Origin of the sequence: Pseudomonas sp. Fl5BN2 (genome assembly GCF_009908205.1) — a bacterium.
Lineage (GTDB): Bacteria > Pseudomonadota > Gammaproteobacteria > Pseudomonadales > Pseudomonadaceae > Aquipseudomonas.
In genome coordinates this window covers 13,230-34,692 of the sequence record NZ_JAAARL010000017.1, presented here as the reverse complement: position 1 = coordinate 34,692, position 21,463 = coordinate 13,230, and the positions used below count along the sequence as shown (strand labels likewise).

The following is a 21,463-nucleotide window of genomic DNA, read 5'->3' as shown; positions in this document are numbered from 1 at the left end:
TGCTACAAGGTCACTCAGCGCTTGTCACGGCGCTTTTTGTCGGCCTTCTTGTGGTGGGTCATCAAACGACGCTTCTTGTTGACCTGGCGGTCAGTCAGCGTGTTCTTGTTGCCTTCGTACGGGTTCTCGCCACCTTTGAACTCGATACGGATTGGCGTACCCACCAGCTTCAGCACTCGACGGTAGGTGTTTTCTAGGTAACGCACATAGGACTTCGGCACCTTCTCCACCTGGTTGCCGTGGATCACGATCAACGGTGGGTTGGCACCGCCCAAGTGGGCGTAGCGCAACTTGATCCGACGATTGTTGACCATCGGCGGAGCATGCTCGCCAACGGCGTCTTCGAGGATCTGGGTCAGGCGGCTGGTAGGCCAGCGAGTCACCGCCGACTTGAAGGAGTTCTGCACCGACTGGTAGAGGTTGCCCACGCCAGTACCGTGCAATGCCGAGATGAAGTGGATATCGGCGAAGTCGACGAAGAACAACCGGCGTTGCAGCTCGGTCTTCACGTAGTCGCGTTCGCCCGGCGTCATGCCGTCCCATTTGTTCAGAGCGATCACCAAGGCCCGACCGGCTTCCAGGGCAAAGCCCAACAGGTTCAGGTCGTGGTCCACCACGCCTTCGCGGGCGTCCATGACGAAGATCACCACGTTGGCGTCTTTGATCGCCTGCAGGGTTTTGACCACCGAGAACTTTTCGACTTCCTCGTGGATCTTGCCGCGCTTGCGCACACCGGCAGTGTCGATCAGCGTGTACTTCTCTTCGTTACGCTCGAAGGGAATGTAAATGCTGTCGCGCGTGGTGCCTGGCTGGTCGTACACGATGACCCGGTCTTCACCGAGCATGCGGTTGACCAGGGTCGATTTGCCGACGTTCGGACGACCAATGATCGCTATCTTGATGCCGTCTTTTTCGCTTGGGCCAGGAATGCGCTTGGCTTCCTCGCCTTCGGCAACGATCTCTTCCTCACCGTCTTCCGGCGCATCTTCATCGTCTTTCGGGAATTCGCGCAGGGCGATTTCCAGCATCTGGGTGATGCCACGACCATGGGCACCGGCGACCGGGATCGCATCGCCCATGCCCAGCGGCGCGAACTCGGCGCGAGCCATGTCCGGGTCGATGTTGTCGACCTTGTTCGCGACCACATAGGAGGTCTTGTTACGTTTGCGAAGGTGTTCGCCGATCATCTGGTCGGCCGCGGTAAACCCGGCCTTGGCGTCCACCAGGAACAACACCACATCAGCTTCTTCAATGGCCAGCAGCGACTGCTCGGCCATCTTTTCGTCCATGCCATGCTCGTCACCGGAAATACCACCGGTGTCGATCAAAATATAGGTACGCCCTTGCCACTTGGCCTCACCGTATTGGCGATCACGGGTCAGACCGGACAGGTCGCCGACAATGGCGTCGCGAGTCCGAGTCAGGCGGTTGAACAAGGTGGACTTGCCGACGTTAGGTCGGCCCACCAGGGCGATTACGGGAACCATGCGGCTCTCCACTGCGTTATTTCAGAAAATACAAAAGCCGCTGCGAGGCAGCGGCTGGTGCTCGGGGCAGCACCTTGACGTGCTGCGAACCTTGTCGAGACAAGGCCGCTTGGGGAATCAACCCCAAGCATAGTCAAACCATTACTTGATGGTCAGGGCTTCCAGTTTGCCGCTGTTGCCATACACATAAATCATATCGCCCATCACCAGCGGTCGGGCCCGCAGGCCATCGCTGTCGATGCGCACACGGCCGACGAAACGACCGTCAACCTGGCTCAGCAGGTGCAGGTAACCTTCCAGGTCACCCACCGCTACGTAGCTGGAGAAGACTTCCGGTGCCGACAGTTGACGGCGAGCCAGGGAGTCGTTGCTCCACAGGGCAGTAGTCGAACGCTCGTCCACACCTTCCACCGTACCCGAGGACAGGCTGACATAAACACTGCCGAAACCTTGGGCAACACCGGCGTAGCTGGAAGCATCACGCTGCCACAGCGGACGGCCGCTCTCCAGGTCCAGGGCAACAACACGCCCCTGGTAACTGGCGACATACAGTGTACCGCCGGACAGCAGCAAGCCGCCGTCGATGTCCACCACCCGATCCAGCTCGGAACGACCTTGTGGAATCGCTATACGCTGCTCCCACACCGGCACGCCGTTGCGGATATCCAGCGCCACCACCTTGCCGGTGGAGAGACCGGCCAGGGCCAGGCGATTGGTTGCCAACGGTGCACTGGTGCCCCGCAAGGTCAACACCGCCGGGGTGCTGTCGTAGAGCCAGATCTGGTGGCCAGTGCTGGCTTCAAGGCCAATCACTCGGTCATCCTGAGTCTGGACTACCACCACATCACCATTGGTAGCTGGCGGAGCCAACACTTCACTGGTAACGCGGGCACGCCATTTCTCTTCACCACTGGAGGCATCCAGGGCTACCACTTCGCCTTTCAGGGTGCCGATCATGACCAGGCCATAACCCACGCCAACAGCGCCGGAAACGGGCAGCTCGAGATCTTTCTTCCATTTGACGTCGCCGTTAATGCGATCCATGGAAACCACCACGCCAGTCACGTCAGCAGCATAGATGGTGTCACCATCGATGGCTGGCACCAGCATGTTGTAGGTTTCGCCCTGACCGTCACCGATCGAACGGCTCCACTGCTTTTGCAGGACCACTTCTTCTTTGAAGTCGACCAGCTCAGCCGGTGGCAGTTCTTTCTTGCTGTTGCTGCTGCAACCCGCGGCCAACAAGGCCAGAGCCAGCAATGCTGCATGTTTCCAACGGATCACGTCATGCATCCCCTTTGGCCAGGTCGTCCAGCTTGATTTGTAAGCCACCGACCGCCGCTTCATCCGACAGCGCCGCCTTGGCTTTTTGGTACGCCGCATGGGCTTCATCCACACGGCCCAACTGGACCAGCAGATCACCCTTGAGCTCTTCACGGGTCGCCAGAAACGCCTTGTCGGCATCGCCGTCGAGCAGTTTCAGGGCTTCATCGGCCTTATTCTGCGCCGCCAGTACCTGAGCCAGACGCTGACGCGCCACTTCACCCAGGGTCGCGTTCACCGGCTTGTCGGCAATGGCCTTGAGTTGCGCCGCTGCGTCGTCCAGCTTGCCAGTGTCCACTGCCACCTTGGCCACGAACAGGCTGCCGTACTGCGCGTAGGCGGTGCCGCCGAACTCGCTGTTGAGTTTGCCGGCCAGGTCCGCAACACGGGCAGTGTCAGGCTTGCCATCAGGCGTCAGGGTGGTTTCCAGCAGTTGCTGATAGAGCACCGAAGCACCTTGCGACTGATTGTTCTGATACTTGTGCCAGGCTTGCCAGCCGAACACGATAACCAGGGCCAGCAGGCCGCCAGTCACCAGGGGTTTGCCGTTACGCTGCCACCAGTCTTTCAATTCCGCCAGCTGTTCATCTTCGGTACTCGACACCCCAATACTCCTTATTCGCTAAATCGGCTGTTTGACAGCTTCAACCCTGCACAACGCAGGTGGCCAGGTGCGCAGCGAGTGCATCCCAGGCAATGCTTTGTTGTTCACCCTGGCCACGCAGGGGTTTGAAACCTACCACTTGCTGGGCCAGTTCGTCGTCACCGAGGATCAGCGCGTACAGCGCACCGCTCTTGTCGGCCTTTTTGAATTGGCTCTTGAAGCTGCCAGCGCCGGCGTTGACCTGCAGACGCAGGTTCGGCAACTGATCACGCACACGCTCACTCAGGGCCAGTGCTGCCAGCTCGGCGGCCTCACCAAAGGCACAGAGGTAGACGTCAACCTGACGGGAAATCTCTTGCGGGATCTGCTCCAGGGTTTCCAGCAGCAGTACCAGGCGCTCGATCCCCATGGCGAAACCAACGCCCGAGGTCGGCTTGCCGCCCATTTGCTCGACCAGACCGTCGTAACGGCCGCCAGCACAGACAGTGCCCTGGGCACCGAGCTTGTCGGTGACCCACTCGAAAACGGTCTTGCTGTAGTAATCCAGGCCGCGAACCAGCTTTGGATTGATCACATACGGAATACCGGCAGCATCCAGGCGAGCCTTAAGGCCCTCGAAATGCACACGGGACTCTTCGTCGAGATAGTCGGCCAGTTTCGGGGCATCCACCAGAACGGCTTGAGTCTCGGGGTGCTTGGTATCGAGGACTCGCAGTGGATTGGTCTTCAGACGGCGCTGGCTGTCTTCATCCAACTGGTCCAGGCGCGCAGAGAGAAACTCGACCAACGCCTCGCGATAACGCGCGCGCGCTTCGCTGGTGCCCAGGCTATTGAGTTCGAGCTTGACCGCATCACGGATACCCAACTCGCCCCACAAGCGCCACGTCAGCACGATCAACTCGGCATCGATGTCGGGACCATCCAGGTTGAATACCTCACAACCGATCTGGTGGAACTGACGATAGCGACCCTTCTGCGGGCGCTCGTGGCGGAACATCGGGCCGATGTACCAGAGCTTCTGCACCTGGCCACCGCCAGTGATGCCGTGCTCCAGCGCTGCGCGTACGCAAGCCGCGGTACCTTCCGGACGCAGGGTCAGGGAGTCGCCGTTACGGTCTTCGAAGGTGTACATCTCTTTTTCGACGATGTCAGTCACTTCACCGATGGAGCGCTTGAACAGCTCGGTGAACTCGACGATCGGCATGCGGATCTGCTTGTAACCGTAGTTATCCAGCAGACGCGCCACGGTGCCCTCGAAGTAGCGCCACAGGGGCGTCTGCTCGGGCAGGATGTCATTCATGCCACGAATGGCTTGCAGAGACTTGCTCACAAAAAATCCTTAAATACGTTCGGTTAGCCGCGGGCGATCAGCGCCGCGTCGGCTTCGACCTTTTCGGCCGCCTTCTGCCGGATCAGCCTTTCAAGCTCTTCCACCAGATTGTCATTGGTCAGTTTCTGCGCTGGCTTGCCATCGATATAGATCAGGTTCGGTGTGCCGCCGGTCAGGCCAATGTGCGCCTCTTTGGCTTCACCCGGGCCGTTGACCACGCAACCGATCACTGCGACATCCATAGGCACCAGCAAGTCTTCAAGGCGCACTTCCAACTCGTTCATGGTTTTCACCACATCAAAGTTCTGCCGCGAGCAACTCGGGCAGGCAATGAAGTTGATGCCACGGGAACGCAGGTGCAGGGACTTGAGAATGTCGTAGCCGACCTTCACTTCCTCGACCGGGTCGGCCGCCAACGAGATGCGAATGGTATCGCCAATTCCTTCGGCCAGCAGCATACCGAGGCCGACCGCAGATTTCACCGTGCCTGAGCGCAATCCACCAGCTTCGGTGATGCCCAGGTGCAGGGGCTGGATGATTTCCTTGGCCAGCAAACGGTAGGCTTCAACGGCCATGAACACGTCCGACGCCTTCACACTGACCTTGAAGTCCTTGAAGTTCAGGCGCTCTAGGTGCTCAACGTGACGCAGTGCCGACTCTACCAGCGCGGCTGGGGTCGGTTCGCCGTACTTCTTCTGCAGGTCTTTTTCCAGGGAGCCGGCGTTGACCCCGATGCGAATCGGGATCCCGCGATCACGGGCGGCATCCACCACCGAACGCACTCGGTCTTCGCGACCAATGTTGCCCGGATTGATCCGCAGGCAGTCAACACCCAGCTCAGCCACGCGCAAGGCGATTTTGTAGTCGAAATGAATATCGGCTACCAGAGGTACCTTGACCAACTGCTTGATCCGGCCAAACGCCTCGGCGGCGTCCATGTCCGGTACCGAAATCCGCACGATATCGACACCGGCAGCTTCCAGGCGGTTGATCTGGGCCACAGTTGCAGCTACGTCGTTGGTATCGCTGTTGGTCATACTCTGCACTGCAATCGGGGCATCGCCACCGACCGGTACCGAGCCGACCCAGATCTTGCGGGACTCGCGACGCTTGATTGGAGATTCGCCGTGCATGACTTATTGACCTAACTTCAGGCGAGCGGTCTCGCCACTGGTGAACGGGGCGATATCTACCGCCTGACCGTTGTAAGTGATTTGTGCGCCGCGGGCATAACCCAGACGCACGGCAAAAGGCGGCTTGCCGCTGACATCGATGGTTTCACCCTTGCGCTTGAGGGCGCTGAGCAGAACCCTGCCATTGCCATCAGTAACCTGGGCCCAGCAGTCGGCGCTGAACTGGATCTGTACCTGGGCCGAGCCTGCTGCTGGAGTTGCCGGAGACGACACGCTGGCAGGGTTTGCCGGGACCGCTGGGGCAACGGCCTGAACCACGGGAGTCGTGACCACGGGTGCGACAACCGGCGTGGTATGCGCTGGAGCCACTGGCGCGACAGGCATCGCCACCGAGGCCGAGACTAATGGTGCAGCAGCAGGAGCTTCGGCCGACGCCTGACTCTCGGTTTGCGCGGCATTGGCCTCAGCTTCGCTCTGGCCCTCGGCAACGGCCTGGTCTTCCGGTTCATCGATCGGGTGAATCTGCGTGGTACCGTCTGCGCCTTCGACCTCGACGTGCTCGGGACTCAACGACATCGGCTCTTTGCCACGCAAGGAGGATTGATCCTGCCACCAGATGAAACCACCACCCACCACAGCCACCAGCAGCAGCAAGCTGACAATGCGCAGGATGGTGTGGGAAACCCGTACTGGCTCTTCGATACGGCCCAGGGCATGAACGTTGCTGCCCTGGGAGTCGGTACCGGTGTACTGATCGAACTCCTGGACCAGAACCGCCTGATCCATGCCCAGCAACTTGGCATAGGCGCGAATATAGCCACGGGCAAAGGTGTTCCCCGGCAGCTTGTCGAACGCGCCGGCTTCCAGGTTGCTCAGGGAGCTCACGGTGAGGTTGAGCTTATGGGCTACTTCAGCCAGCGACCAACTATTGCTTTCGCGGGCCTGACGCAGGGTCTCACCGGGGTTTACGCGAGTCACTGCTTGAACTTCGGGATGCGCCGCTTTCATCATTGCTCCGACAGGTATTGCTGATATTCCGGCGTACCGGGATAAAGTCGTTTTAGTTGCAGACCGTAACTGGCGGCCTTGTCGCGATCTTCGAATACCGTTGCCAGCCGAACGCCGAGCAATAGACTACGTGCATTTTGCTCGTCGAGCAGGCTAAAACGATCGTAATAGTCACGCGCGGGCACATAATGCCTGTCTTCGTAAGACAACTCAGCCATTTCCAGCAATGCTCGAGGCTGTTGGTGATTCAGGCGCAGGGCTTTTTCCAGTTGTAACTGGGCCAGCTCACGTTGGCCCAGCTTCGAAGCGGTCATACCGAGGTTTTCAAACACTCGGGAACGCTCGGGATACAGAGTATCAGCAGCCGCTTGCTCGAAGCGCTGATAAGCCTCTTTGTAACGTTTTTCTGCGAAGAGCAAGCTGCCGTAGTTATTGAGGATCCGCGCACTGTCAGGGCGCGCCGCCAGGGCCTTGCGAAAATACTCTTCGGCAAGCACTGGTTCCATCTCAGCTTGAAACGCCAGTGCCAGTGCTGCGTTGACATCAGCATCGCCCGGGGCCAGTTCAAGAGCTTTTTTCAGAGGCACCTTGGCCCGCTCGCTCATCCCCTGCTGCAAATAACCCAGGCCCAACTGCACATAAGCCTCACGCGCCTCGTCACGCCCCTTGCTGGTGCTCATCGGGTTGGAATCACCCGATAGAACACAGCCAGCACAGAGGCTGGCAACAAGCAGGAGCAGCGCGAAGCGCAGAGCCATGGAGATCCTCTCTCAGGTACGGGTCGCAGCGCTTTGCGGCATATCGGCGTCGGCGCTCAATTCGCGCACGGCGATATAGCGTTCGCTGCGCCGGGTGCGATCAAGCACCTGCCCTACCAACTGACCGCAGGCGGCATCGATATCTTCACCACGGGTCGTACGCACGGTGACATTGAAGCCAGCATGGTGCAGTTGGTCCTGAAAGCGACGAATGGCGTTGTTGCTTGGACGCTCATACCCAGAATGCGGGAAGGGGTTAAACGGGATCAGGTTGATCTTGCAAGGAATATCCTTGAGCAACTCGACCATTTCCGTCGCGTGTTCCAGCTTGTCGTTGATGTCCTTGAGCAGGGTGTACTCGATGGTCAGCACACGCTTCTCGCCCAGGGAGGACATGTAGCGCTGGCACGACTCGAGAAGCATCTTCAGCGGATACTTCTTGTTGATCGGCACCAACTGGTTACGCAATGCATCATTCGGTGCGTGCAGCGACAACGCCAGGGAGACGTCGATGTGCTTGGCCAGCTCATCGATCATCGGTACCACGCCGGAGGTCGACAGGGTCACACGGCGCTTGGAAATGCCGTAGCCCAGGTCGTCCATCATAAGGTGCATGGCCGCAACCACGTTGTCGAAGTTCAGCAGCGGCTCACCCATGCCCATCATCACCACGTTGGTGATGGCACGGTCGACGGTTGCCGGGACGCTGCCAAAAGATTTGTTGGCAATCCACACCTGGCCGATGACTTCGGCGGCGGTGAGGTTACTGTTGAAGCCTTGCTTGCCGGTGGAGCAGAAACTGCAATCCAGGGCACAGCCTGCCTGGGACGAAACGCACAGAGTGCCGCGCTTGCCCTGGGGGATGTACACGGTCTCGACGCAGCTGCCGGACGCCACGCGCACCACCCATTTACGGGTGCCGTCGCTGGAGATGTCCTCGCTGACCACTTCGGGACCGCGAACTTCGGCAATAACCTTGAGCTTGTCGCGCAAGGCCTTGCTGACGTTCGTCATGGCGTCGAAATCATCGACGCCAAGATGGTGAATCCACTTCATTACCTGACCGGCACGGAAACGCTTCTCCCCGATTGAGTCGAAGAATTTTTCCATTTCCAGCTGAGTCAGACCCAGCAGGTTAGTTTTTGCAGTCGATGTAGTCATGGATTCACCTTCACTCATAAGCCAATGCTTAGCGAGTGGTTACTTCAGTAGCTGCGAAGAAGTACGAGATTTCGCGAGCAGCAGCGGCTTCGGAGTCCGAACCGTGCACAGCGTTGGCATCGATGGAGTCAGCGAAGTCAGCACGGATGGTGCCGGCAGCAGCTTCTTTAGGGTTGGTAGCGCCCATCAGCTCACGGTTCAGAGCGATAGCGTTTTCGCCTTCCAGAACCTGAACAACAACCGGGCCAGAGATCATGAAAGCAACCAGATCGCCGAAGAAACCACGAGCGCTGTGCTCAGCGTAGAAGCCTTCAGCTTCAGCTTTCGACAGTTGCTTCAGTTTCGAAGCTACAACGCGCAGGCCAGCTTTTTCGAAACGGGTGGTGATCTCGCCGATAACGTTTTTTGCAACAGCGTCAGGCTTGATGATGGAGAAAGTACGTTGAACAGCCATGGTGTAACTCCAGAAACGGTGATTAAAGCGAAAAATTAAACCCGCGAATTATACGCGGGTTTATAGGGATTGCCTAACTGCGTAGCCCGCGGATTCAGTCCGCTTCGTCGATCCAGGCGGCCTGAATTGCTTCAAGAACCTTCTCGCCTCCGCGAGCCGGATCGTCGCTGAACTCTGGCAATGCCAGAACCCATTGGTGCAGGTCGACAAAGTTCACATAGCGCGGATCTACATCTGGCTTGGACTCAGCCAGCTGGATCGCGATTTCCAGTACATCAACCCACTGCAGACTCATGACGGCTCCTTGAATCAGTGCGGCGCTTCGGCGGCATGGTTGAGTGAATACTTGGGAATTTCAACGGTCAGGTCTTCGTCGCCGACGATCGCCTGGCACGACAAGCGCGACTGTGCTTCCAGGCCCCAGGCCTTGTCCAGCAAGTCTTCTTCCAGCTCGTCAGCCTCGTTCAGCGAATCGAACCCTTCGCGAATGATGCAGTGACAGGTGGTGCAGGCACAGACGCCACCACAGGCGCTCTCGATCTCGATATGGTGGTCATGGGCAACGTCGAGCACCGAAACGCCGGGCTCGACCTCGACAACCAGACCGTCCGGGCAGTACACGGCGTGTGGCAGAAAAATGATCTGCGGCATCAGTTATTCCTCGATTTCATTCAGGTTGCGCCCCGCCAGAGCGGCTTTCACGGTCGAATCCAGACGGCGGGCAGCAAAGGCGTCGGTCACTTGCGACAGACGCTTGGTCTGCTGCTCGATGGCATAACCATCGGTGCCACGCATCAATTCACTCAGTTCCTGCATCTGCAACTCGATGACCATGCGCTCTTCGGCGTCCAGCAGGCGATCACCATCAGCCTCCAGTGCACCCTGTACGGCCTCGATCAGACGCTGGGCATCAACCTGCTGCTCGCGCAGCACACGAGCCACTTTGTCGTCGCTGGCGTGCTGGAAGGAATCCTTGAGCATCTTGGCGATTTCACCATCGGTCAGGCCGTAGGACGGCTTGACCTGGATACTGGCTTCAACACCCGAGCCCAACTCCCGCGCAGAAACGCTGAGCAGGCCATCGGCGTCAACCTGGAAGGTCACGCGAATTTTCGCCGCACCAGCCACCATCGGCGGGATGCCACGCAATTCAAAACGCGCCAGGGAGCGGCAGTCACTGATCAGCTCGCGCTCGCCTTGCAGCACGTGAATCATCATGGCCGTCTGGCCATCCTTGTAGGTGGTGAAGTCCTGGGCACGAGCAACCGGGATGGTGGTGTTGCGCGGAATCACCTTCTCCATCAGCCCGCCCATGGTTTCCAACCCCAAGGACAGCGGAATCACGTCCAGCAGCAGCAACTCACCGCCTTCACGCTTGTTGCCCGCCAAAGTATCGGCCTGGATCGCAGCACCAATGGCCACCACCTGATCCGGATCGATCTCGGTCAACGGCTGGCGACCGAACATTTCAGCGACCGCTTCACGCACCCGCGGTACGCGAGTCGAACCGCCGACCATGACCACTGCCTGCACTTCTTCCAACTCGACATTGGAATCACGTACAGCGCGGCGGCAAGCTTTCAGGCTTCGGGCAACCATAGGCTCGATCAGGGAATCGAAGGTTTCACGGGTCAGCGCTGCGCGCCAGTCGCCGTATACCACGTCCACCGAAGCGGCACTGGTCAAGGCTTCCTTGGCCGCGCAAGCAGTTTGCAGCAGGCTGCGCTGAGTTCCTGGATCCAGGTCCGCAGACAAGCCGGCGCCCTCGATGATCCAGCTGGCAATGGCGTGATCGAAATCGTCACCGCCCAGCGCAGTATCGCCACCGGTAGCCAGCACTTCGAAGACACCGCCGGTCAGGCGCAGAATGGAGATATCGAAAGTACCGCCGCCCAGGTCGTAGATCGCCACCACGCCTTCGGCGTGCTGGTCCAAACCATAGGCCACGGCAGCCGCGGTCGGCTCATTGAGCAGGCGCAGCACATTGAGACCCGCCAGCTTGGCCGCGTCCTTGGTAGCTTGGCGCTGTGCATCATCGAAATATGCAGGAACAGTAATCACTGCCCCTACCAACTCGCCACCCAGGGTCGCTTCGGCACGCTGGCGCAGGACCTTGAGCACTTCAGCAGACACTTCCACCGGGCTCTTCGGCCCCTGGATAGTCTCAATGAAAGGCATGTGCGACTCACCATCGACAAAGCGATAGGGGAGCTGCTCACCCAGCTGCTTGACGTCGGCCAAGCCGCGCCCCATCAGGCGCTTGACCGAAAGCACGGTATTCAGAGGATCAGTGGGCGCTGCCAGGCGAGCGGATTCGCCCACTTCGACGCGGTCAGCGTGATAACGCACGGCGGACGGCAGAATCACCTGACCCTGCGCGTCGGCCAGAGGCTCGGAAAGACCACTGCGCAAGGCAGCGACCAGCGAATTGGTAGTGCCCAAGTCGATCCCCACAGCCAGGCGACGCTGGTGCGGTTGAGGACTTTGGCCGGGTTCGGCGATCTGCAGTAGGGCCATGCTTATCTGGACTTATCTGTATATCAGGCGTGCGACCGGAGCGGCACTGGGTTAATCGTCGAGGCGCTCTTCTAATTGGCGCACTTCGTAGGTGAGCTTGTCGAGGAACTGCATGCGCCGCATCAGGCGTTCGGCCTGTTCGCGCTGCGCTGCATCATCCCAACAGGCTGCGAAGCTTTCGTTCAGTTCATCCTGAGCCGTCTTGAGCCGACGCTTGAACGCGGCCACTCCAGCCAGATCGGCACTGTCCTGCAAGTCTTCGAGCTCTTCGCGCCATTGCATCTGCTGCAGAAGAAACTCCGGATCATGCACCGTGACTTCCAGCGGCAATTCACCGCCATTCAAGGCCAGGAGATAACGGGCACGCTTGGGCGGACTCTTGAGGGTCTGGTAAGCCTCGTTGAGGCTTGCCGACTGCTCCAGGGCCAGACGCTGCTCGCGCTCGGAAGCATCGGCAAAACGGTCCGGATGAACTCCACGCGCCAACTCACGGTAGCGCGCGGCCAGCTGTTCGAGATCCAGGCGGAAGCTCGGTTGCAGCTCAAATAAAGCGAAATGACAAGGAGTACCCACGAGAAGCCTCAGATGTTGAAGCTTTCGCCGCAGCCACACTCACCGCGCACGTTGGGGTTGTTGAACTTGAAGCCTTCGTTCAACCCTTCCTTGACGAAATCAAGCTCAGTGCCATCCAGATAGGTCAGGCTTTTCGGGTCGATGATCACTTTCTCGCCGTGACTCTCGAACACTTGATCGTCCTCGCCAACCTCGTCGACGAACTCCAGCACATAGGCAAGGCCGGAACAGCCCGTGGTGCGAACACCCAGGCGAATCCCATCACCCTTGCCGCGCCCATTGAGGGAACGTCGCACGTGTTGAGCAGCCGCTTCTGTCATGCTGATAGCCATCGTGACTCCTTACTTGTCGCCAAATCTGTGAAAGCCGATCGATCAGATCAAGCCTTTCTTCTGCTTGTAGTCGCGAACAGCCGCCTTGATGGCGTCTTCGGCAAGTACCGAGCAGTGGATCTTCACTGGAGGCAGGGCCAGCTCTTCAGCCAGCTGAGTGTTCTTGATGGTTTCGGCTTCATCCAGGGTCTTGCCCTTCATCCACTCAGTGGCGAGGGAGCTGGAGGCGATTGCCGAACCGCAGCCATACGTCTTGAACTTGGCATCTTCAATGATGCCCTGCTCGTTGACCTTGATCTGCAGGCGCATCACGTCGCCGCAGGCAGGAGCACCGACCATGCCGGTGCCGACATCCGGATCTTCCGCATCCATCTTGCCGACGTTGCGCGGGTTCTCGTAGTGGTCGATGACCTTTTCGCTGTAAGCCATGATTCTTAATCCTCACTCATCAGAGAGTCGCTCTGGGGTTCTGCAAATCGCCGTTATCGGTACGCTCTACAGAACCCTGTGCGGCGACTTATATTCAGTGCGCCGCCCACTCGATTTTCGAGATATCGACACCGTCTTTGTACATGTCCCACAGCGGCGACAGAGCGCGCAGCTTGGTGACGGCTTCGCAAACTTTCTGCGCCGCGTAATCGATTTCTTCTTCGGTGGTGAAGCGACCAAAGGTGAAGCGGATCGAGCTGTGGGCCAACTCATCGTTGCGACCCAGGGCGCGCAGCACGTACGAAGGCTCCAGGGAGGCCGAAGTACAGGCGGAACCGGAAGACACTGCCAGGTCCTTGAGGGCCATGATCAGCGATTCGCCTTCAACGTAGTTGAAGCTCAGGTTCAGGTTGTGCGGCACACGGGCGATCATGCTGCCATTGATGTACAGCTCTTCCAGATGCTCGACCTGCTTGTAGAAGCGGTCACTCAGGGCCTTGATGCGCAGGTTCTCGGCCACCATGTCTTCCTTGGCGAGGCGGAAGGCTTCGCCCATGCCGACGATCTGGTGAGTGGCCAGGGTACCGGAACGCATGCCGCGCTCGTGACCGCCGCCGTGCATGGCGGCTTCCAGGCGTACACGAGGCTTGCGGCTGACGTACAGCGCGCCAATGCCTTTAGGGCCATAAGTTTTGTGAGCACAGAAGGACATCAGGTCGACTTTCAGGGCCTGCAGGTCGATCTCGACCTTGCCGGTGGACTGAGCGCCGTCGACGTGGAACAGAATGCCTTTGGAGCGAGTCAGCTCGCCAATCGCAGCGATGTCGTTGACGGTGCCGATTTCGTTGTTCACGTGCATGATCGAAACCAGGATGGTGTCGTCACGCAGCGCGGCTTCAACCATGGCTGGAGTGATCAGGCCGTCTTCGCCAGGCTCGATGTAGGTGACTTCGAAGCCTTCACGCTCGAGTTGGCGCATGGTGTCCAGGACAGCCTTGTGCTCGATCTTCGAGGTGATCAGGTGCTTGCCCTTGGTGTGGTAGAAATGCGCGACGCCCTTGATTGCCAGGTTGTCGGACTCGGTAGCACCGGAGGTCCAGACGATTTCACGCGGGTCGGCGTTGACCAGGTCAGCCACTTGGCGACGGGCATTTTCCACCGACTCTTCGGCTTTCCAGCCGAACACGTGGGAGCGGGACGCCGGGTTACCGAAGTTTCCGTCGACCAGCAGGCACTCACTCATCTTTTGCGCGACGCGCGGATCAACCGGTGTAGTCGCTGAGTAATCAAGGTAAATCGGCAATTTCATGGACTCTCTCCTAAATCAGGCTGGCTGGCGTGCCGCTAGCTCTTTGGCTGTCATTCGACGGCGGACGCTTCAATCTTGTCCAGGCGCGGCGCCTTGCCATTGCAACGGCGCTGGTCCTGACGCTGGGCTACTTCTTGCACCTCACGGCGAGTGACAAGGTCAGCCAAGCTGATACCGCTCAGAAATTCGTGGATCTGCAGGCTCAGGTCGCACCACAGGTGATGGGTCAGGCAGGTGTCGCCGGCGTGGCAGTCACCCAGGCCCTGGCATTTGGTGGCATCGACCGATTCGTTCACCGCATCGATCACCTGAGCCACCTGGATCCCCTGCATGTCGCGGGACAGCTGATAGCCGCCACCAGGACCGCGGACGCTGGACACCAAATTACTGCGGCGCAGTTTGGCAAAAAGCTGTTCGAGGTAAGACAGGGAGATGCCTTGGCGCTCAGAAATATCGGCCAGGGAGACCGGGCCATGTTGCGCGTGCAACGCCAGATCGAGCATGGCAGTCACCGCGTATCGGCCTTTAGTAGTCAGTCGCATGGACAAGCACCACGGAGTTTCGGAATGGAAGCGAGTATGCAATACCCGAGTAATCGAGTCAACTATAAGACCAACTACTTTAGTCGGGTTTACCCGCAAAAGAGCGCGCGAATCATAGCAAAGTCTGCGACGTAATGGCACAGCAGGATGGCAACAACTGACCTGCGGGACGCTTATCGACCATCAAGGACTTTTCACCGACAAACGCAACACCGCCCGGCCAACCCCAGAGAAGAAGCCGGCGCCAGAACTTCAGCCGACCTGACTGTCACCCTTGCCTTTGACCTCGGCAAAATCCTCTGTCCGCAACACAGGTAGATCCTTGGCGCAGTAGTCACTGCCCAGATCCTTCAAGGCGCCACACATACCCTCCAGTCGGCCGTCGACCGCCTGCAGGTGATCAAGCAACTGACCAATGGCCCGAGCCACCGGGTCCGGCATATCTTCACCGACGCCATAGGCATCGAAACCAAGCTTTTCCGCCATCGCCTTGCGCTTGGCTTCCTGCTCATCATTGGACTTCATGATGATCCGCCCCGGAATACCAACCACCGTCGCTCCGGCCGGCACCGCCTTGGTCACCACCGCATTGGAGCCGACCTTGGCCCCCGCACCAACAGTGAAGGGCCCTAGCACTTTGGCGCCAGCCCCCACCACCACCCCATCTTCCAGGGTCGGATGGCGCTTGCCCTTGTTCCAGCTGGTTCCGCCCAGGGTCACACCCTGATAAAGGGTCACGTCATCACCGATCTCGGCGGTCTCGCCAATCACGATGCCCATGCCATGGTCGATGAAGAAACGACGACCCACCTTGGCCCCCGGATGAATCTCGATCCCGGTCAACCAGCGACCGAAGTTCGATACCAGTCGCGCCAGCCACTTCCAACCCATGCCCCACAGGGCGCCGGATAGTCGGTGAATCCAGATCGCATGCATACCCGGATAGCAGGTCAGCACCTCAAAGGCATTACGCGCTGCCGGGTCACGATGGAATACGCTTTGGATATCTTCACGCAGACGCTCGAACATCATTGATCCTTCCGCTTTTGTAGCTCTCCACGGGCCGCTTTCTGGGTTTCCGTGAGGATGCCACGCAATATATTCATTTCTGCCCGACTGACCGAACTGCGACCGTACAACCGACGCAGACGCGTCATCAAATGCCGCGGCTTCTCCGGATCAAGGAAGTCGATCGCCACCAGCGTCTGCTGCAGATGCTCGTAGAACCGCTCCAACTCATCCATGGTCGCCAGCTCTTCACTGCGCGGCGAAGCCACTTCGTCCTTTTCCATCTTGCTTGGTCGACCCTCGGCCGCCAGCCAGGACATGCGCACTTCATAGGTCAACACCTGCACCGCCGTGGCCAGGTTCAACGAGCTGAACTCAGGATCCGACGGGATATGCACGTGGAAGTGACATCGCTGCAACTCGTCATTCGTCAGGCCGGAATCTTCACGACCGAACACCAAGGCAATCTGCGCACCCTGCCCAGCCTCTTCTACCACCTTGAGCCCAGACTCACGAGGATCGAGCAGCGGCCAGGGAATGCGCCGGTCACGAGCGCTGGTGCCAAACACCAGGGTGCAGCCCGCCAGCGCCTCTTCGAGCGTGGCGACCACCTGGGCGCTTTGCAGGATATCGCCAGCACCAGAGGCACGCGCATCCGCCTCATGAGACGGGAATACCCGCGGCTCAACCAGCACCAGCCGCGACAGCCCCATGTTCTTCATGGCACGCGCAGCCCCGCCGATGTTGCCGGGATGACTGGTATTGACCAGGACGACACGAATGTTCTGCAGCAAGGGGAGCGCTCTCGGACACAGGAAAGGGGAGCAAATCTTACAGAACGGGCGACACTCCCGCCTCAAAAATAACCACCTCGAGATCCCGACATTCTGTAAACCGACCTGGAGCCCAGCAAAAACACTCACACGAGAAGGACAGCCACACAGCGGATCAATGCAATCAAAGCGAACTCTGACCTTCATCTGCAAAAGTTTTCTGCTAGAATGCTCGGCTTTCTTTAACAACCTTAGGTGACCCATCCATGCAGCCAATGCTGAATATCGCGCTGCGCGCCGCCCGCAGCGCCAGTGAATTGATTTTCCGCTCCATCGAGCGCCTGGATACCATCAAGGTCGACGAAAAAGACGCCAAAGACTACGTATCCGAAGTTGATCGCGCTGCTGAGCAGAAGATCATCGACGCGTTGCGCAAAGCCTATCCAACCCACGCCATTCTCGGCGAAGAAACCGGCATGCACGCCGGCAGTGGCGAAGGCGAAGACTACCTGTGGATCATCGATCCACTGGACGGCACCACCAACTTCCTGCGCGGCATCCCGCACTTTGCCGTGAGCATCGCCTGCAAATACCGTGGTCGCCTGGAACACGCCGTGGTCCTGGACCCGGTTCGCCAGGAAGAGTTCACCGCCAGCCGTGGCCGTGGCGCCCAACTGAACGGTCGCCGCCTGCGGGTCAGCGGCCGCACCAGCCTGGACGGCGCCCTGCTGGGTACCGGCTTCCCGTTCCGTGACGACCAGATGGACAACCTGGACAACTACCTAGGCATGTTCCGCGCCCTGGTAGGCCAGACCGCTGGCATCCGTCGCGCCGGCGCTGCAAGCCTGGACCTGGCCTATGTGGCCGCCGGTCGTTTTGATGCGTTCTGGGAGTCGGGCCTGTCCGAGTGGGACATGGCTGCAGGCGCCCTGCTGATTCAAGAGGCCGGCGGCCTGGTGAGCGATTTCACCGGCGGTCACGACTTCCTGGAAAAAGGCCACGTAGTGGCTGGCAACACCAAATGCTTCAAGGCGGTACTGACCGCCATCCAGCCGCACCTGCCGGCCTCGCTGAAGCGCTAAGCGCCAGCGACAAAAAAAGCACCCCAAGGGGTGCTTTTTTTATGCCTGCAACTCCCGCAGGAGTCGGTTTGTCGGCGAATGGGACCTTGAGATCACCTTCGCCAGCAAGCCGCCCCCTACACACAAGAATTACTGGCCGGGTTGATTCTGGTTCTGACTGAGGATCAGGTGACCTTCTTTATCCACCGGAATCTGATTACCCGGATCGCGCTCCATGCGCACCTGACCCTGCTTGCCGCCCAGGTCGTACTTCACGTCATAACCAACAACCTTGTCGCTGATGTCATTGACCGTGTTACAGCGAGTCTGGGTAGTGGTGTAGGTATCACGCTCCTGCATGCCTTCCTGCACCTTGTTACCCGCATAACCGCCGCCAACCGCACCCGCCACCGTGGCGAGCTTCTTGCCATTGCCATTACCAATCATGCTGCCCAGCAGGCCACCGCCGACTGCCCCGGCCACGGTACCCAGGATCTGATGCTCATCCTTGACCGGACGCTGCCGGGTCACGGCGACGTCCTTGCAGACCTCCCGCGGGGTCTTGATCTGTTGCTTGACCGGCTGAACGGCCAGCACTTGCGCATACTCAGGGCCGCTTTTAACCAGGCTGTAGGTGGCAACAGCACCCCCGGCGGTGACACCGACAGCACCCAATACCGCACCAACCAGCAACGACTTGTTCACGTGAACCTCCTGACCATACAAACGGGACCTAGCCCGCGCTTCTCCCAGCCTTGGAGCAATAAAAAAGGCGCGAGTTCAACACTCGCGCCTTTTTAACTGACAACCGGGAAAGGGCTAGATCCTCACGGACGGTCGTCCACTTCCTTCTCGGTATTGGCCGGAGGAATCAGATCCTCGCTGTTCAGGTTCAGCCAGATCAATACCACGTTGGCGATATAGATCGACGAGTAGGTACCCGCCAACACACCGACAAACAGGGCGATGGAGAAGCCCCACAGGTTGTCGCCACCAAAGAACAACAGGGCCACGATCGCCAGCAAGGTGGAGATCGAAGTGGCCATGGTGCGCAGCAGGGTCTGGGTGGTCGAGATATTGATGTTCTCGATCAGACTGGCCTTGCGCAGCACACGGAAGTTCTCACGCACCCGGTCGAACACCACGATGGTGTCGTTGAGGGAGTAGCCGATGATCGCCAGCACCGCCGCCAGCACCGTCAGGTCGAAGGTGATCTGGAAGAACGAGAGGATACCCACGGTCACGATCACGTCGTGGATCAGCGAGACAATGGCGCCGACCGCGAATTTCCACTGGAAGCGGAAAGCCAGGTAGATGAGGATGCCGCCCAGGGCCATGAGCATGCCAAGGCCACCCTGGTCGCGCAGCTCTTCACCCACTTGCGGGCCGACGAACTCGACGCGCTTGACCTGCGCCGGGTTGTCGCCGCCGACCTTCTGCAGCGCCGCCGCCACCTGATGGCCCAACTGCGGGTCTTCACCCGGCATCCGCACCAGCAGGTCGGTAGTAGCACCGAAGCTCTGCACGATAGCCTCGTGATAACCGGCATCGTTCAACTGCGAACGCACCTTCATCACGTCTGCCGGACGCTCGTAGGTCAGCTCGATGAGCGTACCGCCGGTGAAGTCCAGACCGTAGTTCAAGCCCTTGTGGAACCAGCTGAACAACGCCAGGACAGTGAGCAGCACAGTGACGCCGAACGCGACGTTGCGCACACCCATGAAGTTAATAGTACGTAACATGGCAGCCCCTTAAATCCACAACTTCTTGAAGTCACGACCGCCGAAGATCAGGTTGACCATCGCGCGGGTCAGCCAGATGGCCGTGAACATCGAGGTAAAGATCCCGAGGGACATGGTCACCGCAAAACCCTTGACCGGACCGGTACCCATGGCAAACAGAATGCCGCCCACCAGCAAGGTGGTCAGGTTAGAGTCGAGGATCGCGGTGAATGCCCGGCCGAAGCCTTCGTTGATTGCCCGTTGCACGGTCATGCCCGCGGCGATCTCTTCACGTATCCGCGAGAAGATCAGCACGTTGGCGTCCACCGCCATACCCATGGTCAAGACGATACCGGCGATACCCGGCAGGGTCAGCGTGGCACCCAGCAGAGACATCAGGGCCAGCAGCAGCACCATGTTCAGCGCCAGCGCCACGGTGGCGATGATGCCGAAGAAGCGATAGATGGCGATGATGAACAGCGACACGAACAGCATGCCCCACAGCGATGCATCGATACCCTTGGTGATGTTGTCAGCACCCAGGCTTGGACCGATTGTGCGCTCTTCGGCAAAGTACATCGGCGCCGCCAGACCACCGGCACGCAGCAGCAGCGCCAGCTCGGAAGACTCGCCCTGACCGTTCAGGCCAGTGATGCGGAACTGACTGCCCAGCGGCGACTGGATGGTCGCCAGGCTGATGATCTTCTTCTCTTCCTTGAAGGTCTGCACCGCCACGTCTTTCTCGACACCGTCCACTACTTGCTTGGTGTAGGTGGTGGTCGGCTTCTGCTCGATGAAGATCACCGCCATGCTGCGACCGACGTTGGTCCGGGTCGAACGGTTCATCAGCTCGCCGCCGTGACCATCAAGCTTGATGTTCACCTGGGGACGGCCGTGCTCGTCATAACCAGCCTGGGCATCGGTCACCTGGTCACCCGTGATGATCAGGCCACGCTCGATCTGTGCAGGAGGACGATTGCCCTCACGGAATTCGAAGGACTCGGAAGTCGCCTTGGAAGCACCCGGCTCAGCGGCCAGACGGAATTCCAGGTTGGCGGTCTTGCCCAGGATCCGCTTGGCTTCAGCGGTGTCCTGCACGCCCGGCAGCTCAACCACGATGCGGTTGGCACCCTGACGCTGAACCAGAGGCTCGGCCACACCCAGCTCGTTGACCCGGTTACGCACGGTGGTCAAGTTCTGCTTGATGGAGTATTCACGGATTTCCGCCAGCTTGGCCGGGGTCATCGCCAGACGCAGCACCGGTTGGCCATTGAGGTCGGCCGGTACGATATCGAAATCATTGAAGTTCTTGCGGATCAGCGAACGGGCCTGTTCACGGCTGTCTTCATCGCTGAAGCCCAGCTGGATGGCACCATTGAGCTGCGGCAGGCTGCGATAGCGCAGACGCTCTTTGCGCAGCAGGCTCTTGACGTCGCCTTCATAGACTTTCAGGCGGGCGTCGAGGGCTTTGTCCATGTCCACTTCCAGCAGGAAGTGCACACCACCGGACAAGTCCAGACCCAGTTTCATCGGGTGCGCACCGAGGTTGCGCAGCCATTGCGGAGTGGTTTGCGCCAGGTTCAACGCCACCACATAGTCATCGCCCAGCGCCTTGCGCACTACATCCTTGGCCGGAAGCTGGTCTTCCTTGTTGATCAAGCGCAGCAGGCCGCCCTTGCCGTTGGCGGCAATGGAAGAAGCCTTGACGTTGATGCCGGCGTCGGTGAGCGCTTTGCTCGCACGATCCAGATCCGCCTGAGTGACCTGCAACGCGGTACTCGCGCCGCTGACCTGAATGGCCGGATCATCAGGGTATAGATTGGGAGCGGAATAAATAAAACCGATCGCCAGCACCGCCAGGATCAGTAGGTACTTCCACAGAGGATATTTGTTCAGCATCACGCCGCCCGTTTATGACGCGGGGCGCCTTGCGCGCCCCG

23 protein-coding genes are annotated in these 21,463 nt (G+C 59.3%); 1 reads left to right on the top strand and 22 read right to left on the bottom strand.

Translation table 11 applies throughout. The features are described 5' to 3' along the window. Positions 1-14: 14 nt before the first annotated feature. The 19 genes from der to trmJ all read right to left on the bottom strand — a co-directional run bounded on the left by der (position 15) and on the right by trmJ (position 16,762). A complete protein-coding gene (der, locus tag GV819_RS22615; protein ID WP_161758269.1) occupies positions 15-1,487 on the bottom strand; it encodes a ribosome biogenesis GTPase Der in 1,473 nt (490 codons plus the stop codon). 141 nt (positions 1,488-1,628) lie between these two features. Then, positions 1,629-2,780 (bottom strand): outer membrane protein assembly factor BamB, encoded by a 1,152-nt coding sequence (bamB, locus tag GV819_RS22610; RefSeq protein ID WP_161758268.1) that lies wholly within the window; start codon positions 2,778-2,780, stop codon positions 1,629-1,631. Then, positions 2,773-3,414 carry a tetratricopeptide repeat protein gene (locus GV819_RS22605; protein WP_161758267.1) on the bottom strand — a complete coding sequence of 214 codons (642 nt, stop codon included), beginning with the start codon at positions 3,412-3,414 and terminating at the stop codon, positions 2,773-2,775. Before GV819_RS22605 ends, bamB begins: the two co-directional genes overlap by 8 nt. A gap of 40 nt (positions 3,415-3,454) precedes the next feature. After that, a complete protein-coding gene (gene hisS, locus GV819_RS22600; RefSeq protein ID WP_161758266.1) occupies positions 3,455-4,744 on the bottom strand; it encodes a histidine--tRNA ligase in 1,290 nt (429 codons plus the stop codon). A 23-nt stretch (positions 4,745-4,767) separates the two neighbouring features. After that, positions 4,768-5,877, bottom strand: coding sequence for a flavodoxin-dependent (E)-4-hydroxy-3-methylbut-2-enyl-diphosphate synthase (ispG, locus tag GV819_RS22595; RefSeq protein WP_161758265.1), 1,110 nt, complete (start codon positions 5,875-5,877; stop codon positions 4,768-4,770). Between the two features lie 3 nt (positions 5,878-5,880). Continuing rightward, positions 5,881-6,885, bottom strand: a complete 1,005-nt coding sequence (locus GV819_RS22590) for a RodZ domain-containing protein (protein ID WP_161758264.1) — start codon at positions 6,883-6,885, stop codon at positions 5,881-5,883. Further along, complete coding sequence (gene pilW, locus GV819_RS22585; protein WP_161758263.1) at positions 6,885-7,643, bottom strand: type IV pilus biogenesis/stability protein PilW; 759 nt, start codon at positions 7,641-7,643, stop codon at positions 6,885-6,887. The genes GV819_RS22590 and pilW overlap by 1 nt, the downstream gene beginning before the upstream one ends. Positions 7,644-7,655: 12 nt before the next feature. Next, positions 7,656-8,804 (bottom strand): 23S rRNA (adenine(2503)-C(2))-methyltransferase RlmN, encoded by a 1,149-nt coding sequence (gene rlmN / locus GV819_RS22580; protein WP_161758262.1) that lies wholly within the window; start codon positions 8,802-8,804, stop codon positions 7,656-7,658. Between the two features lie 28 nt (positions 8,805-8,832). Continuing rightward, positions 8,833-9,258, bottom strand: coding sequence for a nucleoside-diphosphate kinase (gene ndk / locus GV819_RS22575; protein ID WP_007916882.1), 426 nt, complete (start codon positions 9,256-9,258; stop codon positions 8,833-8,835). Between the two features lie 94 nt (positions 9,259-9,352). Continuing rightward, the gene (iscX, locus tag GV819_RS22570; RefSeq protein WP_161758261.1) at positions 9,353-9,553 is read right to left on the bottom strand and encodes a Fe-S cluster assembly protein IscX; all 201 of its coding nucleotides are present in this window, start codon (positions 9,551-9,553) and stop codon (positions 9,353-9,355) included. Between the two features lie 14 nt (positions 9,554-9,567). After that, positions 9,568-9,909, bottom strand: coding sequence for an ISC system 2Fe-2S type ferredoxin (gene fdx / locus GV819_RS22565; RefSeq protein ID WP_161758260.1), 342 nt, complete (start codon positions 9,907-9,909; stop codon positions 9,568-9,570). 3 nt (positions 9,910-9,912) lie between these two features. Further along, positions 9,913-11,775, bottom strand: coding sequence for a Fe-S protein assembly chaperone HscA (hscA, locus tag GV819_RS22560; RefSeq protein WP_161758259.1), 1,863 nt, complete (start codon positions 11,773-11,775; stop codon positions 9,913-9,915). 51 nt (positions 11,776-11,826) lie between these two features. Next, positions 11,827-12,348, bottom strand: a complete 522-nt coding sequence (hscB, locus tag GV819_RS22555; RefSeq protein ID WP_011063215.1) for a co-chaperone HscB — start codon at positions 12,346-12,348, stop codon at positions 11,827-11,829. Positions 12,349-12,356: 8 nt separating this feature from the next. Further along, positions 12,357-12,680 (bottom strand): iron-sulfur cluster assembly protein IscA, encoded by a 324-nt coding sequence (gene iscA / locus GV819_RS22550; protein WP_020298469.1) that lies wholly within the window; start codon positions 12,678-12,680, stop codon positions 12,357-12,359. A gap of 42 nt (positions 12,681-12,722) precedes the next feature. After that, positions 12,723-13,109, bottom strand: a complete 387-nt coding sequence (iscU, locus tag GV819_RS22545; protein ID WP_003443374.1) for a Fe-S cluster assembly scaffold IscU — start codon at positions 13,107-13,109, stop codon at positions 12,723-12,725. A 94-nt stretch (positions 13,110-13,203) separates the two neighbouring features. Beyond that, positions 13,204-14,418, bottom strand: a complete 1,215-nt coding sequence (locus GV819_RS22540; RefSeq protein WP_161758258.1) for an IscS subfamily cysteine desulfurase — start codon at positions 14,416-14,418, stop codon at positions 13,204-13,206. Between the two features lie 50 nt (positions 14,419-14,468). Then, positions 14,469-14,960 carry a Fe-S cluster assembly transcriptional regulator IscR gene (gene iscR / locus GV819_RS22535; protein WP_011063217.1) on the bottom strand — a complete coding sequence of 164 codons (492 nt, stop codon included), beginning with the start codon at positions 14,958-14,960 and terminating at the stop codon, positions 14,469-14,471. A gap of 252 nt (positions 14,961-15,212) precedes the next feature. Beyond that, positions 15,213-15,989 (bottom strand): serine O-acetyltransferase, encoded by a 777-nt coding sequence (gene cysE, locus GV819_RS22530; RefSeq protein WP_161758257.1) that lies wholly within the window; start codon positions 15,987-15,989, stop codon positions 15,213-15,215. After that, a complete protein-coding gene (gene trmJ / locus GV819_RS22525; protein ID WP_161758256.1) occupies positions 15,989-16,762 on the bottom strand; it encodes a tRNA (cytosine(32)/uridine(32)-2'-O)-methyltransferase TrmJ in 774 nt (257 codons plus the stop codon). Before trmJ ends, cysE begins: the two co-directional genes overlap by 1 nt. 245 nt (positions 16,763-17,007) lie before the next feature. On the opposite strand from trmJ, the gene suhB reads away from it, so the two are divergent. Then, entirely contained in the window at positions 17,008-17,823 is an 816-nt protein-coding gene (gene suhB / locus GV819_RS22520; protein ID WP_161758255.1) for a type III secretion system regulator SuhB, read from the top strand. 129 nt (positions 17,824-17,952) lie between these two features. Here the strand turns inward: suhB and GV819_RS22515 are convergent, their stop codons facing one another. From GV819_RS22515 to secD, 3 genes are all read right to left on the bottom strand, one after another. Then, positions 17,953-18,507: a glycine zipper 2TM domain-containing protein gene (locus GV819_RS22515; RefSeq protein ID WP_161758254.1), complete on the bottom strand. Its 555-nt coding sequence runs from the start codon at positions 18,505-18,507 to the stop codon at positions 17,953-17,955. 122 nt (positions 18,508-18,629) lie between these two features. After that, a complete protein-coding gene (secF, locus tag GV819_RS22510; RefSeq protein ID WP_053153604.1) occupies positions 18,630-19,544 on the bottom strand; it encodes a protein translocase subunit SecF in 915 nt (304 codons plus the stop codon). Between the two features lie 9 nt (positions 19,545-19,553). Further along, complete coding sequence (gene secD / locus GV819_RS22505; RefSeq protein ID WP_161758253.1) at positions 19,554-21,422, bottom strand: protein translocase subunit SecD; 1,869 nt, start codon at positions 21,420-21,422, stop codon at positions 19,554-19,556. Positions 21,423-21,463: the final 41 nt, after the last annotated feature.